The sequence below is a fragment of the Streptomyces sp. NPDC090798 genome (assembly GCF_044768965.1).
In the GTDB taxonomy this organism is placed as follows: Bacteria; Actinomycetota; Actinomycetes; order Streptomycetales; family Streptomycetaceae; genus Streptomyces.
In genome coordinates this window covers 268,077-281,293 of sequence record NZ_JBIVXA010000002.1, presented here as the reverse complement: position 1 = coordinate 281,293, position 13,217 = coordinate 268,077, and the positions used below count along the sequence as shown (strand labels likewise).

General features: G+C 71.1%; 11 protein-coding genes. 10 read left to right on the top strand and 1 reads right to left on the bottom strand.

Going from position 1 to position 13,217, the window contains the following annotated elements; translation table 11 throughout:
* Positions 1-78: 78 nt before the first annotated feature.
* From ACIQTP_RS05515 to ACIQTP_RS05480, 8 genes are all read left to right on the top strand, one after another.
* On the top strand, positions 79-1,146 hold the full coding sequence (locus ACIQTP_RS05515) for a sugar ABC transporter substrate-binding protein (RefSeq protein ID WP_403396566.1): 1,068 nt from the start codon (positions 79-81) through the stop codon (positions 1,144-1,146).
* Positions 1,143-2,723: a sugar ABC transporter ATP-binding protein gene (locus ACIQTP_RS05510; protein WP_403396564.1), complete on the top strand. Its 1,581-nt coding sequence runs from the start codon at positions 1,143-1,145 to the stop codon at positions 2,721-2,723. The genes ACIQTP_RS05515 and ACIQTP_RS05510 overlap by 4 nt, the downstream gene beginning before the upstream one ends.
* Positions 2,716-3,750, top strand: coding sequence for an ABC transporter permease (locus ACIQTP_RS05505; protein WP_403396562.1), 1,035 nt, complete (start codon positions 2,716-2,718; stop codon positions 3,748-3,750). The genes ACIQTP_RS05510 and ACIQTP_RS05505 overlap by 8 nt, the downstream gene beginning before the upstream one ends.
* 86 nt (positions 3,751-3,836) lie before the next feature.
* Positions 3,837-5,207 (top strand): L-fuconate dehydratase, encoded by a 1,371-nt coding sequence (locus ACIQTP_RS05500; RefSeq protein WP_403396560.1) that lies wholly within the window; start codon positions 3,837-3,839, stop codon positions 5,205-5,207.
* Positions 5,204-5,962 carry an SDR family NAD(P)-dependent oxidoreductase gene (locus ACIQTP_RS05495; protein ID WP_403396558.1) on the top strand — a complete coding sequence of 253 codons (759 nt, stop codon included), beginning with the start codon at positions 5,204-5,206 and terminating at the stop codon, positions 5,960-5,962. Before ACIQTP_RS05500 ends, ACIQTP_RS05495 begins: the two co-directional genes overlap by 4 nt.
* The gene (locus tag ACIQTP_RS05490) at positions 5,959-6,972 is read left to right on the top strand and encodes an aldo/keto reductase (protein WP_403396555.1); all 1,014 of its coding nucleotides are present in this window, start codon (positions 5,959-5,961) and stop codon (positions 6,970-6,972) included. Before ACIQTP_RS05495 ends, ACIQTP_RS05490 begins: the two co-directional genes overlap by 4 nt.
* Positions 6,969-7,283, top strand: coding sequence for an L-rhamnose mutarotase (locus ACIQTP_RS05485; RefSeq protein ID WP_403396553.1), 315 nt, complete (start codon positions 6,969-6,971; stop codon positions 7,281-7,283). Before ACIQTP_RS05490 ends, ACIQTP_RS05485 begins: the two co-directional genes overlap by 4 nt.
* The gene (locus tag ACIQTP_RS05480) at positions 7,280-8,119 is read left to right on the top strand and encodes an amidohydrolase family protein (RefSeq protein WP_403396550.1); all 840 of its coding nucleotides are present in this window, start codon (positions 7,280-7,282) and stop codon (positions 8,117-8,119) included. The genes ACIQTP_RS05485 and ACIQTP_RS05480 overlap by 4 nt, the downstream gene beginning before the upstream one ends.
* Here ACIQTP_RS05480 and ACIQTP_RS05475 read toward each other — a convergent pair.
* Positions 8,107-9,528, bottom strand: coding sequence for a lipase maturation factor family protein (locus ACIQTP_RS05475; RefSeq protein ID WP_403396548.1), 1,422 nt, complete (start codon positions 9,526-9,528; stop codon positions 8,107-8,109). The genes ACIQTP_RS05480 and ACIQTP_RS05475 overlap by 13 nt on opposite strands.
* Positions 9,529-9,704: 176 nt before the next feature.
* Between ACIQTP_RS05475 and ACIQTP_RS05470 the strand changes: the two genes are divergently transcribed.
* Positions 9,705-10,988, top strand: a complete 1,284-nt coding sequence (locus ACIQTP_RS05470) for a DUF6777 domain-containing protein (RefSeq protein WP_403396546.1) — start codon at positions 9,705-9,707, stop codon at positions 10,986-10,988.
* A gap of 78 nt (positions 10,989-11,066) precedes the next feature.
* Positions 11,067-13,142 carry a SpoIIE family protein phosphatase gene (locus tag ACIQTP_RS05465; RefSeq protein ID WP_403396544.1) on the top strand — a complete coding sequence of 692 codons (2,076 nt, stop codon included), beginning with the start codon at positions 11,067-11,069 and terminating at the stop codon, positions 13,140-13,142.
* Positions 13,143-13,217 lie beyond the last annotated feature (75 nt).

Sequence of the window (13,217 nt, the reverse complement as noted above, 5' to 3'; positions counted from 1 at the left end):
ATTCGTCCCGGTTGAGCGGGACGCTCGGCCACGCACCGTCACACCCCCGATCGATCTCGCTCAACGAGGAGCCGTCAGATGGCCGGCAGAAACGTGCGGAACACGCGAATTGCGTCGCGGGCAGTGCGTGCGGCGGCTGCGGCCGCCTGCGCGACCCTCGTGCTCGCGGCATGCGGCAGCACCAAGGACTCCGTGTCGTCGGGCGGCGGAGGCACCGGCAAGGTCGGGGTGATCCTGCCCCTGCTGACCTCGCCGTTCTGGCAGTCCTACAACGACTACGTGCCGAAGATGGCGAAGTCCGAAGGGGTCGACGCCCTCAAGACCGTCAACTCCAACAGCGACCCGTCCCAGCAGATCACCGACATCAACAACCAGCTCAACCAGGGCGTGAAGGGCCTCGTCGTGGCCCCGCTGGACAGCGCCGCGATCGCTGCCGGGCTCGACCAGGCCGAGCGCAAGGGCGTGCCCGTGGTCGCCGTCGACGTGGCGCCCGAGAAGGGCAAGGTCGCCATGGTCGTACGCGCCAACAACGTCGCCTACGGGGAGAAGGCCTGCGAGTACCTCGGCAAGCAGATTCCCTCCGGCAAGGTCGTGCAGATCATGGGCGACCTGGCCTCGGTCAACGGCCGGGAGCGCTCCGAGGCCTTCCGCACCTGTGTGCAGAAGAACTACCCGAAGCTGAAGGTCCTGGAGATCCCCGCCAAGTGGGAGTCCGACACCGCGGCCTCCAAGCTCGACACCCTGCTGAACGCCAATCCCGACATCAAGGGCATCTACATGCAGGCGGGCGGCGTCTACCTCGCGCCGACCCTCCAGACCCTCAAGTCCAAGGGCATGCTGAAGAAGGCCGGCCAGGCGGGCCACATCGCCATCGTCTCGAACGACGGCATCCCGCAGGAGTTCGACGCCATCCGCAAGGGCGAGATCGACGCCACCGTCTCCCAGCCGGCCGACGCGTACGCCAAGTACGGCATGTACTACATCAAGGCCGCGATGCAGGGGAAGACGTTCAAGACCGGCCCGACCGACCACGACTCCGAGATCGTCAAGCTGCCCAGCGGCATCCTGGAGGACCAGCTGCCCGCGCCGCTGGTGACCAAGGACAACGTCGACGACCCCAAGCTCTGGGGCAACACGGTCAAATGAGCACCCCACTGGTGGAGGCGCGGGGGGTGGCCAAGCGGTACGGCCCCACCGTCGCCCTCCAAGACGGCCGGCTCACCGTTCTCCCCGGTGAGTCCCACGCCCTCGTCGGCCGCAACGGCGCGGGCAAGTCCACCCTCGTCACGATCCTCACCGGCCTCCAGGCCCCCGACGAGGGCGAGGTCCGCTTCGACGGCGAGCCCGCGCCCGCGCTCACCGACCGCGACGCCTGGCGCCGCAAGGTGGCCTGCGTCTACCAGAAGCCCACCGTCGTACCGGAACTCACGGTCGCCGAAAATCTCTTCATCGCCGATATCCACGCCCGCAGGCGAACCGGGCACGGCATCAGGTCCGGCCGGGGGTCCGGGGGTTGTCCCCCGGAAGAACACAGCATCAACCGGCGGCCCGTCGGGCGTGGCGGCCTCATCAGCTGGCGCAGACTGCGGGCCGAGGCGGCGCAGGTCCTGGACACCTGGGACGTGCGCGTCGACCCGGAGGCCCGCACCGCCGACCTCAAGGTCGAGGACCGCCAAATGGTGGAGATCGCGCGGGCGCTCAGCTTCGGCGCCCGGTTCATCGTCCTCGACGAACCGACCGCGCAGCTCGACAACCGGGAGATCGAGCGGCTCTTCACCCGGATGCGCGCGCTCCAGGAGTCCGGTGTCACCTTCCTGTTCATCTCGCACCACCTCCAGGAGGTGTACGAGGTGTGCCAGACGGTCACCGTGCTGCGCGACGCCCGCTGGATCACCACCGCGCCGGTCGCCGAACTTCCCCGCACGGCACTGGTGGAGGCCATGGCGGGGGAGTCGATCGCCGAGCAGTCCGTCACGCACCAGTCCGTCGCCGCGGACGCCCCGGTGCTGCTCGACGCCCGGGGGCTCACCTCGGACGCGTACGAGGACATCGACCTCACCGTCCGCCGTGGCGAGGTCGTCGGCCTCGCCGGCTCCAGCGGCAGCGGCAAGATCGAGCTCGCCGAGTCCTTCGCCGGACTGCACACCCCGACCGGTGGAACGGCTCAACTCGAGGGCGCGGGGCTCCCGTTCGGTGATGTGCGCGCCGCGCTCAAGGCGGGCGTCGCCTGTGTCCCGCGCGACCGGCACGAGCAGGGTCTCGTCCCCGGGATGACCATCGGCGACAACACCACCATGAGCGTCCTGAACCGGCTCGGCCGCTACGGCTTCATCTCCGCCGCCCGCAAGCGGGGCTTCGCCACCGAGCTGATCGAACGCCTCGACATCCACACCGAGGGCCCCGAACAGCCCGTCTCCGACCTCTCCGGCGGCAACGCGCAGAAGGTCGTCATGGCCCGCGCCCTCGCCTCCGACCCCCGCCTCCTCGTCCTCATCAACCCCACCGCGGGCGTCGACGTGAAGTCCAAGGAGTCACTGCTGTCCCGGATGGACAGCGCCAGCGAGGACGGCACCGCCGTGCTCGTCGTCTCCGACGAACTCGACGACCTGCGCCGCTGCGACCGCGTCCTCGTCCTCTTCCACGGCCGTGTCGTCGCCGAGCACCCGGCGGGCTGGCACGACCACGAGCTGATCGCCTCCATCGAAGGAGTGGACCATGGCTGACACGAAGGCCCCGTCGGCCTCGTCGCCCACCTCCGCGCGCGTCCCCGACGCACGGGCCGCCAAGACCGTACTGCTCCGCAGGGCCCGCGAACTCGCCCTCGTACCGGCCCTGTTGGTGCTCCTGGTGCTCGGCGCGATCGTCAACGACTCGTTCCTCACCGAACGAAACCTGATCTCCATCCTGGGCGCCTCGGCGGCGCTCGCGATGGTGGTCCTCGCCGAGTCGCTGGTACTGATCACCGGCAAGATCGATCTGTCGCTGGAGTCGGTGGTCGGCATCGCGCCCGCCGTCGGCGCCCTGCTGGTGCTGCCGTCCGCGCAGTCCGGCTGGGGCACGGAGTGGTCGGCCGCCCTCGCCCTCGTCGCGATCCTCGTCGTGGGCGGAGTCATCGGCGCCTTCAACGGCATCCTCGTGGTGAAGTTCAAGCTCAACGCCTTCATCGTCACCCTCGCGATGCTGATCGTCCTGCGTGGCTTGTTGGTCGGCGCCACCAAGGGCAAGACACTGTTCGGCATGCCCGACGCCTTCTTCCAGCTGGCCACCTCCACCTTCCTGCGGGTCCCGCTGTCGGTGTGGCTGGCCGCGGTCGCCTTCGGCGTCGCCGGACTGATCCTCAAGTACCACCGGGTCGGGCGCGCCCTGTACGCCATCGGCGGCAACACGGAGGCGGCCCGCGCCGCCGGTATCCGCGTCGACCGGATGGTGCTCGGCGTCTCCGTCGTCGCCGGCGTCCTCGCCTCGGTCGGCGGGATCATGCAGACCGGGTACGTCGGCGCGATCAGCGCCAACCAGGGCAACAACATGATCTTCACGGTGATGGCGGCGGCGGTCATCGGCGGCATCAGCCTGGACGGCGGCAAGGGCACCATGTTCGGCGCCCTGACCGGCGTACTCCTCCTCGGCGTGGTGCAGAACCTGCTCACGCTCGCCCAGGTGCCGTCCTTCTGGATCCAGGCCATCTACGGCGGAATCATCCTGGTCGCCCTGATGATCGCCCGCGTGACCACCGGCCGCGCCCAGGACTGACCTCCCTTCGTCTTCGTACGGATCCAAGGACCCACGGATCCGCGGAATCCCTCCGTACGCCCCTGTCCCGGACCGAAAGGCCTCCCGTGTCCCCAACTGCCGCCCGTATCACCGCGGTCGACACCTACGACATCCGTTTCCCCACCTCGCGCGAGCTCGACGGCTCCGACGCGATGAACCCGGACCCCGACTACTCGGCGGCGTACGTCGTGCTGCGCGGCGACGCGGCGGACTGTCCCGAGGGGCACGGCTTCACCTTCACCATCGGGCGGGGCAACGACGTCCAGGTCGCCGCGATCGAGGCGCTGCGCGGGCACGTGGTCGGACGCTCGGTCGACGAGCTGTGCGCCGACCCGGGCTCCCTCGCCCGGGACCTGATCGGGGACAGTCAGCTGCGCTGGCTCGGGCCCGAGAAGGGCGTGATGCACATGGCGATCGGCGCCGTCGTCAACGCCGTGTGGGACCTGGCCGCCAAGCGCGCCCAGAAGCCCCTGTGGCAGCTGCTCGCCGACGCCGAACCGGAATGGCTGGTCCGCCAGGTCGACTTCCGCTACCTCACGGACGCCCTCACCCCCGAGGAGGCGCTCGGACTGCTCCGTCGTGGCCGGGAGGGCGCCGCCGAGCGCGCCGTGATCCTCCGGGAGCGGGGCTTCCCCGCCTACACCACCTCGCCCGGCTGGCTCGGCTACAGCGACGAGAAGCTCACCCGCCTCGCCGCCGAGGCCGTCGCCGACGGGTTCCGGCAGATCAAGCTGAAGGTGGGTGCCGATCTCGCGGACGACGTACGCCGCTGCCGGGTCGCCCGCTCGGTGGTCGGCCCCGGCATCCGGATCGCCATCGACGCCAACCAGCGCTGGAACGTGGACGAGGCGATCACCTGGACCAAGGCCCTCGCCGAGTTCGAGCCCTACTGGATCGAGGAGCCCACCAGCCCCGACGACGTCCTCGGCCACGCCACCGTCCGCGAGGCCGTCGCCCCCGTCAAGGTCGCCACCGGCGAACACGTCCAGAACCGTGTCGTCTTCAAACAGCTTCTCCAGGCCGGCGCCATCGACGTCCTGCAGATCGACGCCGCCCGCGTCGCCGGCGTCAACGAGAACCTCGCCATCCTGCTCCTTGCGGCCAAGTTCGGCGTGCCCGTCTGCCCGCACGCCGGCGGGGTCGGCCTGTGCGAACTCGTCCAGCATCTGTCGATGTTCGACTTCGTGGCGCTCTCCGGCACCACCGACGACCGGGTCATCGAATACGTCGACCATCTGCACGACCACTTCCTCGACCCGGTGGTGATCAGGCAGGGTCACTACACGGCACCCACCGCGCCGGGCTTCTCCGCGACCATGCGGCCGCAGTCCATCGCGGAGTTCACCTACCCCGGCGGCACCTTCTGGGCCGCCGACCTCGCCCAGCAGAAGTCCCACAGTCAGACGAGCGAAAAGCAGAAGGGGGAAGCCGCGTGAGTGCCGACTTCGAAGGACTCAAGGCGCTGGTGACCGGTGGCGCCTCCGGCATCGGCCGCGCCACCGCCGAGCTGCTCGCCGCCCGTGGAGCGCAGGTCGCGGTCCTCGACCTGGACCCCTCGACGGTCGAGAAGCCCCTGCTCGGCTTCCGCGCCGACGTCACCGACGACGCCTCCGTACGCGGGGCCGTGACCGCGGCCGTCGCGGACCTCGGCGGACTCGACGTGCTGATCAACAACGCGGGGATCGGCGCCCAGGGCACCGTCGAGGACAACGCCGACGACGAGTGGCACCGGGTCCTGGACGTCAATGTCGTCGGTATGGTCCGTACCGCCCGCGCCGCCCTGCCCCACCTGCGGGAATCCGCCCACGCGGCGATCGTGAACACCTGCTCCATCGCCGCCACCGCCGGGCTGCCGCAGCGCGCCCTGTACTCCGCCACCAAGGGCGCCGTCCTCTCCCTCACCCTCGCCATGGCCGCCGACCACCTCCGCGAGGGCGTCCGCGTCAACTGCGTGAACCCCGGCACCGCCGACACCCCCTGGGTCGGCCGTCTCCTCGACGCCGCCGCAGACCCGGCCGCCGAACGGGCCGCGCTGGAGGCCCGCCAGCCTTCCGGCCGCCTCGTCTCGGCGGACGAGGTCGCGGGCGCCATCGCCTACTTGGCGAGTCCGCTGTCCGGTGCCACCACCGGCATCGCCCTGGCCGTGGACGGCGGCATGCAGGGATTGCGACTGAGGTCGGCGGGCCAGTGAGCACGCTCGGCAGCGGCACGCTCGGGAGGAGCGGCGTCGAGGTCAGCGCCCTGTCCTTCGGCGCCGCGGGCATCGGCAACCTGTTCACCGGCGTCAGTGACGAACAGGCCCATGAGACCGTGGACGCCGCCTGGTCCGGGGGCATCCGCTACTTCGACACCGCCCCGCACTACGGCATCGGCCTCTCCGAACGCCGTCTCGGCGCGGCCCTGCGCGATCGCCCCCGCTCCGACTACACCATCTCCACCAAGGTGGGCCGTCTCCTGGAACCCACGAGCGCGGACGCGGGCGGCGACGACCTGGCCAACGGCTTCGCGGTGCCCGCCACGCACCGCCGCGTCTGGGACTTCAGCGCGCAGGGCGTACGACGCGGCCTTGAGGCCGGCCTCGAACGCCTCGGCCTCGACCGCGTGGACATCGTCTACCTTCACGACCCGGACGACCACGCCGAACAGGCCTTCCGCGAGGGCTATCCGGCCCTGGAGCGGCTGCGCTCGGAAGGCGTGGTCGGCGCGATCGGCGCGGGCATGAACCAGGCCGGGATGCTCACCCGTTTCGTCCGCGACACGGACGTGGACGTGGTGCTGTGCGCGGGCCGCTACACCCTGCTCGACCATGCCGCGCTCACCGAGCTGCTGCCCGCCGCCCAGGAGCGCGGCACCTCGGTGGTCATCGGCGGCGCCTTCAACTCCGGTCTACTGGCCGACCCGAGACCCGGAGCGACGTACAACTACGCAACGGCTCCGGGGGAGTTGCTGGACCGCGCCCTGCGACTCAAGGAGATCGCGGAGCGGCACGGCACCACCCTGCGCGCCGCCGCGCTGGCCTTTCCCGCCGCCCACCCGGCCGTCGCGAGCGTCCTGGTCGGCGCCCGCTCGGCGCACGAAGTCCGCGACTGCCTCGCGCAGTTCGCGACTCCGGTGCCGGAGGACTTCTGGCGGGAACTGCACGAGGCGAAGCTGCTGCCCGAGGACGCCCCCGTACCCGTACCCCCACAGGACCCGTCATGAGAGTCGCCCTGCACACCAAGGTCCGCGCCGGCCGTACCGCCGCCTACGAGGCCGCCCACCGGGAGGTCCCCGAAGAGCTCACCACAGCCATCCGCGCCGCCGGAGCCACCTCCTGGACGATCTGGCGCAGCGGCACCGACCTCTTCCACGTCCTGGAGTGCGACGACTACGGGCGCCTGCTCGCCGAACTGGAGCAACTGCCGGTCAACGTCGCCTGGCAGGCAGGCATGGCCGAACTCCTCGACGTCGTGCACGACTACTCCGACGAGGGCGCGGCCGCGGGACTGCCCGTCGTGTGGGAGCTGCCGTGAGGGTGGACGCGCACCACCACGTGTGGGACCTCGCGGTCCGCGACCAGGACTGGATCACCGGGCCCGAACTCCGTTCACTGCGGCGCGATTTCGGCGTGGCGGACCTCGCGCCGCAGGCACGGGCCGCCGGGGTCGACCGTACGGTCCTCGTGCAGACGATCACCGTGCCCGAGGAGACCCCGGAGTTCCTCCACCTCGCGGCGGAGAGCGAGTTGATCGCGGGCGTGGTCGGCTGGACCGATCTGACCCGGCCGGACGCCGCCGACGAGCTGGCCAGGCTGCGGGAGCTGCCGGGCGGCCGCCACCTCAAGGGCATCCGGCATCAGGTGCAGGGCGAGCCCGACCCGGAGTGGCTGCTGCGTCCGGACGTACGAGGCGGACTCGGCGCCGTCGCCGAGGCGGGCCTCGTCTACGACCTGATCGTGCTGCCGCACCAGCTGCCGGCCTGCGTCCGGGCCGCCGCCGACCACCCCGGACTCACCTTCGTCCTCGACCACTTGGGCAAGCCGCCGATCGCCAAGGGAGCGCTGCAACCGTGGGCGACGGCCGTCCGGGCCCTGGCCGCGCTCCCCAACACCGTGTGCAAACTCTCCGGCATGGTCACCGAGGCGGACCTCGCGAAGTGGACGGTCGACGAGCTGCGCCCCTACGCGGACACGGTCCTGGACGCCTTCGGGCCCGGCCGGCTGATGTTCGGCTCCGACTGGCCGGTGTGCACGCTGGCGGCGTCGTACGGCCAAGTGGTCGATGTGGCCGATGAGTTGACCGGGGGTCTGGGAGCGGAGGAACGCGCCGAGGTCTTCGGTGGCACGGCCACCCGTGTCTACCGGCTCTGATCCACCCACTCCAGCCGCATCGGCGGCAGGAACTCCCGCACATATGTCCGGTGCCAGCACGCGCCCGTCTCCCGCAGCTCATGCCACGTCGTGTAGCGGTAGCGGTAGAGGCGGGCGCGGACGTACCGGGGTGGGGCGTCCGCCGGGAAAGGGGAGCGGCGCAACAGCCGTAGCGTGTCGCGGTCGTTCTCCAGGAGCCGTTCGACCAGGCCCGTGAACCAGGATGCGGCGTACGCGGGGGAGAGTGCCGCGAACCACATCAGCCAGTCGAGCCGCAGATGGTACGGCGCGTACTGGCGCGGCCAGTGGCGGGGATCGCCCGGTTTCCCCTTGAACTCGTACTCCTTCCACTCCGAGTCCTCCCGCGGCATGAGGTCCGCCGTGCCCTCGACGACCACCTCGTGGCGCACCCGGCTGACGCTGCCGAACGCGCCGTAGGTGTTGACCAGGTGCAGCGGGTCGAAGGAGCGGTTCATGACCTGGCGCCGGGAGATCAGGTTGCGGGTGGGGCGGTAGCTGAGGGCCAGCAGGCCCGTGGCGACCGCGAGGACCACGATCTCGTACCAGAGGGGCGGGCCGGCCACGTGCGGGGGAGTGGCGGGGAACTCGATCGCGGAGAGGGCCAGCACGATCGTGGTCCAGTTAAGCCAGGCGAAGTTGCCGGACAGGACCAGCCAGAGCTGGGTGAGGACCATCAGCGACGCGGCCGCGGTCGCGATCGGCTGCGGGGCGAAGAGGAGGACGGGCACGACGAGCTGGGTGAAGTGGTTCGCCGCCACCTCGACCCGGTGGAAGGGCTTGGGGAGGTGGTGGAAGAACCAGCTCAACGGTCCCGGCATCGGCTGGGTCTCGTGGTGGTAGTCGAGGCAGGTCAGCTCCCGCCAGCAGGGGTCCCCGCGCAACTTGATCAGCCCGGCGCCGAACTCCACGCGGAACAGCACCCAGCGCAGCAGGAAGAGGACGACGACCGGCGGGGCCACCTCGTCGTTGCCGAGGAACACGGCGAGGAAGCCGACCTCCAGGAGCAGGGACTCCCAGCCGAACGAGTACCAGGTCTGGCCCACATTGACGATCGACAGATACATCGCCCAGGGCGCCAGCCACAGCACCATGGCCCCCCAGAGCGGGAGCCGCTGGTCCAGGCCGGCGATCAGTGCCACCGACACCGCGCAGCCCGTCCAGGCCCAGGCCGCGAAGAAGCGGTCCGAGTAGCGCAGGTGGAACACGCTCGGCGCGTCGCGGAACGCGATCCGCGCCACGAACCTCGGCACCGGAAGCATCCCCCGCTCGCCGATCAGCGCACGGAACTGGAGTGCCGCGCCCAGGAAGGCGACGAGGTACAGCACGGCCAGGGCCCGCTGGAAGACCAGCCGGCTCAGCCAGTAGTCGGGGGCGACGAACCACTCCACGCGAGCTACTCCTCTTCCCTTGGCTTCCATTGTGACGCTGGGTGACCGTCTCCGCTTGCGTGCGTCAACTGGGCGACGCAGACAATAGTGGACGAAATACCCCGAGTGACGGGGAGATCGTGGTGCAACGGGAGGAAGCAGTGCAACGGGAGAACGTGGTGCGACAGGAGAACAGCGTGGTGCACATACCCATTCGAGCCTTCGTCCTGGCCTGGGCGCTCTCGGCGGCGCTCCTCGTCGCCGGGTGCGGCGGCCGAGGCGGCGAGAGCGCGGCGCCCGGGGCCGGCAGCGATGAAGTCCTCCTGCAGTCGGCCGCGGGCGGCGGTCCCGACCCGTTCACCGCATCCACGGCCGTCGACTCGCCGTCCGTCACCCGAATGCCGTACCCGGCGGCCCCCACCAACCGTGGCTCCGCCCCGCAGGGCGTGCGCTCCTTCCCCGGCTCCACACCCGGCCTCTACGGCGGCACCCGGGCCGTCGGCAGCTGTGACGTCGAGAAGCAGATCGGCTTCCTCGCCTCGGACCCCGGCAGGGCGCGCTCCTTCGCGCGGGCCGAGGGCGTCTCCCAGGCGGCCGTCCCGGACTTCCTGCGCGGTCTGACCTCGGTCGTGCTGCGCGCCGACACCCAGGTCACCGACCACGGTTTCCGCGACGGCCGGGCGACCAGCTTCCAGGCGGTGCTCCAGCGGGGGACCGCGGTCCTCGTCGACAACCGGGGCGTGCCGCGCGTGCGCTGCGCCTGCGGCAACCCGCTGAACCCGCCCGTCGTGTCCAGCGCGACCCCGGCCACCCGGGGGAAGCCCTGGTCCGGATTCCGTTCTGGCAACGTTGTCGTCGTGACCCCGGCGTCCACCGCGATCAGGAACATCACGGTCATCGACATCGTCGACAACAGGTGGATCGAACGGCGGATCGGGGACGACGGCCACCGGGACGTCGTCGTACGGCCGTCGGCCTCGACCTCGAGTCTCAGCCGTCGCACCGGCACAAGCCCCGGTGCGAGCCCCGGTACAAGCCCGAGCACGATCCCGGAGCAGAGCCCGCGCACGGGCCCCTTCGCGGACGAGCCGCGTTCCGACTGCGTGACGCCCACCCTGACCGTCACCCCGGACGGAACCCCGGGCATGGCGGACGGTGGCGCGCTGACGGAGGCTCCGGTGGCCGCGGTGTCGGACTGTCTCCCGCCCACCACGACCGACCCGCCGACCGTCACGCCGACCCCGCGGCCCGATATCTCCCTGCCGCCCCTCACGCCGTGGACCCCCGCTCCCACCTCCACGGAGATCGACCGGAACGTCCCGCAGGACCCCCTCGCCCCGCTGGACCCCTCGGAGGAGGAGATCGGCCCCGACACCGTTCCGGAGATCCCCGACCTGCCCGACGGTGGTGGCCTGATCCCCGATGAGTCGCCCGACTCGGGCACGGTCTTCGACGCCCCGACCGACGTCTTCGACGGCTGAGCGCCGAGGGGCCGGGGGAGCCCGAATCCGGACTCCCCAGAAGTCGAATAATCGGCCGAATGCTGGCAAGGTGGGCGCATGGTTGATCGGGGAGCGAGCGCCCTGTCACTCCCGGACGACTGGCCCGCCCACCCGGATCCGATCCTGGCGCTCAACCGCATGGGCAGCTTCGACTGGGACCTGGACACCGGTCTCATGCAGATGGACGCCCAGGCCCACGAAGTCTTGGACGTGCGTCCCGAGGAGTACGACGGCCGCCCCGAGACCCTGTCCCTGCGGGTGCCGGCGACCGAGGGGATCCGTCTCGACACGCTGGTCTCCCACGCCCTCAAGGACGGCAGCGAGAACTACGGCGCCTACTTCCGCATCCGCTGCCGCGACGGCTCACTGCGGTGGACCCACACCCAGGGCTACATCCGCCGCGACGGGACGGGCAGGCCGCGCCGGATCATCGGCATCGTGCGCGACGCCACGCAGGAACTCGGCGAGAGCGCGGCGCGCCGCGAACAGGCGGCCCAGGACGAGGCGCGGCGTCAGCAGACGAACGTCGTGCAGATCACGACGGCCGCCCTCGCCCACGCCCGCACGGTCCAGGACGTCATCGACGTCCTCAAGGACTCCCACGGCCTCACCCACCTCGGCGCGACGAGCCTGGTCATGGGCCTGGTCGAGGCCGGACGCATACGGCTGGTCGCCGAGGGCCCCGCGGGCAGCTTCGTCCCCGGCACCATGGTCACCCGCATCGACGAGCAGTACCCGATGAGCGAGGTCGTACGTACCCTCGCCCCGCGTTTCATCGAGTCGCCCGAGGACTTCGCCGACTCGTATCCGCTGCTGTGGCCGCACATCACCGACCTCGAGATCACCTCGGCCGCCTACCTGCCGCTCATCGCGCAGGCCCGCCCCATCGGCGCGATGGGGCTGCTCTACAACGACCGGCGCGGCTTCTCGTCGGAGGAGCGCAACGTGCTCGTCGCGCTCGGCAGCAGCATCGCCCAGAGCCTCCAACGGGCCATGTTCTACGAGCAGGAGAAGGACCTCGCGCAAGGCCTCCAGCAGGCCATGCTGCCGCGCTCCATACCGAACGTGCCCGGCGCCGACATCGCCGTCCGCTACCGCTCCGCCTCCCTCGGCCGGGACATCGGCGGCGACTGGTACGACGTGATCCCGCTGCCCGGGGGCCGCGTCGGCGCCGTCATCGGGGACGTCCAGGGCCACGACACCCACGCCGCCGCCGTCATGGGCCAGTTGCGGATCGTGCTGCGTGCCTACGCCGCCGAGGGACACACCCCCGCCACCGTGATGGCCCGCGCTTCGGTCTTCCTGCACGAACTCGACACCGACCGCTTCGCGACCTGTCTGTACGCGGAGGCCGACCTGTCCACCGGAGTCGTCCAACTGGTGCGGGCCGGCCACATCGACCCGCTGATCCGGCAGAACGACGGCACCTGCCGCCGGCAGTCCGTCGAAGGGGGCCTGCCGCTGGGCCTGTCCGCCTTGTTCGGGCGCCTCGAATACCCCGTCGACACGGTCGAACTGGACCCGGGGCAGACCCTGGTGCTGTGCACCGACGGCCTGGTCGAGCAGCCCGGCGTCGACCTCGACGAAGGCATGCACACCCTCATCGAGCTGATCCGCTCGGGCCCGGACGACGTACGCGACCTCGCCGACCGGCTCATCGACGTGGCCGAGGAACGCGGCGGCGACGACGACGTGGCCCTCCTGGCGCTGCGCCGCCGCGGCCCCGGGCCCCAGCAGTCCGGCGGGCGGCTCCAGCAGCATGTCGCGCCCGGCGACCCCGAGGCGCTCACCGAGGCCCGGCACATGATCCGGGCCGCGGTCCGCGCCTGGGGCGGTGGGGAGCGCGCCGACGAGGTCGAACTGGTCGCCGACGAGCTGATCACCAACGCCCTCATGCACACCGAAGGCGCCGCGATCGTCACCCTGCGGGTCCTCAGCGGCCCGGGCCGCCGGCTGCGCGCGGAGGTCGAGGACTCCTCGAGCGCCCTGCCGCGCCGCCGCGAGGCGGGCGAGTCCGGCGTCTCCGGCCGCGGGCTCCTCCTGGTCGACCGCCTCGCCGACGTATGGGGCGTGGAGGCGCGCGGCGGCGGCAAGTGCGTGTGGTGCGAGTTCCTGGTCCCGGAACGGGACTGACCGGATGTCGCGGGGGACCGGCCGGCGTCGCCTCGTGAGGTGAGTGGTTCGGACGGTGTTGTCGGTGGGGGGTGG